Consider the following 1,578-nt stretch of genomic DNA (forward strand, 5'->3'; position numbering starts at 1 on the left):
TTCTTTTTGCCTTGTTTGCCTTCTGGCTGCAGATCCTGAGCAGCCAGCTTGTAGCTCTGAGGTGCAACAAGCTGCCATCAAGCGTTGAGACAGCTGCGGCTTGATAATCACTCAGCAAGGCACCTGACTGCCAGAATCTGTATTGGCGGCAGCGGCTCCGACTTTCTCAGGAGGCCCTAAGTGGTGCTGTGATACCTTCCTGGTGTGCTTGAGGTTTTGTGCCTCTTACGGCAAAGCAAGTCCGCCTCACTCTTCAGAAGGCAATCGCGCTAGCTAGCGAATTTGCGTCGTGCCGAGGTTGGGGAGAAACTGATCACGATTCACTCGCTAGCGGTTCAGGCGGGTGTTGCAGCGACCACCGTCACGAGATTGGCGAGGACTGATGAGAAGGCGGCATCAGCACTGTCACTGGATCTGGCATCCAAGATTGTTGCGGTGCTGGATTGTGGGATTGAGGACTTATTGGAGGTAGTCAGAGTTGATATGACTTGAATACGGCCAGTGGCTTCCGCAGTTCCTTGTCTCATTTGCAGCATATCTGTCGCTAACTAGAATATCCCAAAGAGTTTGCTGGGTTCATTCCATCCTCTCATTCGCTCCAGTCTCTTCCTGCGGGTCGGCGAATGAGTCGTGTGCCAACGCCCGCGATCTCTAAGAAACTCCTCTGACTTTTCAGTAAATGGTTTTGGGTGTTCTCCTGTGCGCACCCTAAAATTGAAAAGACCTTGTCAATATCCCCGGCAAAGCGCAAGAAGTGTGTCCCCGATAAGTGTAAATGCTGACTCTGGCGCCTCGTTCTCCGTCTCTGCCTTCGCGACCGGCAGTAGGTAATCATCTCTGACTTCGATTCGCTTGACCCCCAGTATTAGGTCTTCAGATCTGGGTGGGAGGCGCTCTTTGGCTGAGGTATTAAGTCTATAGTAGCTTCCGGCTACTGCTTTGCCAGTGGAAGTTGTTGTCTCAGTCCAAAGCATTTTCTCATGCCCGCAAGTGCGTCCGATCTGCTCGATAATCTGATTCCTTTTGGCCGATGACGCGGAATATCTTATGTTAGACTTGCGTGATTAAGCCTTCTTGACGGTCGCGCCAGCGTCCTTCCTTGCCTTTATGGCGCCCACAGATTCTTCCCCTCGTACAGGCCTGAATAGGCATCTCACTTCTTCAATCTCCTCCGCTCTGAGTCTGAAGTATTCGCTTTGTGGAATGCGCCTGTACTTGAATCTATCGTGAGGCGCTTTCTCTGCTTCTCTTGTATTTGTTATCTGCATTACCTCTGGGGCCTCATCGAGCTTTAGTCGCGTTAGCCTCCTCCTGATCGATATTGTTGTTCCCGTCTTGTATATGTCCTTATTTCGAGTCGGGTAGACACGCCCAGGGTACCTCAAGTTCTTAAGATCTCTTCTGTTGTATTTTGATTTAGGTTGCTCTCTGTCATGGCCTGTCGTCGGTCTCAGGGGTGGTGAAGGTCGCTGAGTCAGTCGCTAGGAGCATGTCGCACGTTTGAGTCAGCAGCAGGGGGCCGTGACTGAGCCTCCGTGAACCAGTGGCCTCGATCATCGGGCTGGTTCACCTGGCGGC

At 52.0% G+C, this 1,578-nt stretch carries 2 protein-coding genes; one reads left to right on the forward strand and one right to left on the reverse strand.

The window, feature by feature from the left end; genetic code table 11:
• Window positions 1-282 precede the first annotated feature (282 nt).
• Window positions 283-492 carry a helix-turn-helix domain-containing protein gene (locus tag CJZ98_RS19615; RefSeq protein ID WP_094592410.1) on the forward strand — a complete coding sequence of 70 codons (210 nt, stop codon included), beginning with the start codon at window positions 283-285 and terminating at the stop codon, window positions 490-492.
• A gap of 572 nt (window positions 493-1,064) precedes the next feature.
• Here CJZ98_RS19615 and CJZ98_RS19620 read toward each other — a convergent pair.
• Complete coding sequence (locus tag CJZ98_RS19620) at window positions 1,065-1,385, reverse strand: GIY-YIG nuclease family protein (RefSeq protein ID WP_157911095.1); 321 nt, start codon at window positions 1,383-1,385, stop codon at window positions 1,065-1,067.
• Window positions 1,386-1,578 lie beyond the last annotated feature (193 nt).

It is taken from the genome of Vulcanococcus limneticus LL (assembly GCF_002252705.1).
Taxonomy (GTDB): domain Bacteria; phylum Cyanobacteriota; class Cyanobacteriia; order PCC-6307; family Cyanobiaceae; genus Vulcanococcus; species Vulcanococcus limneticus.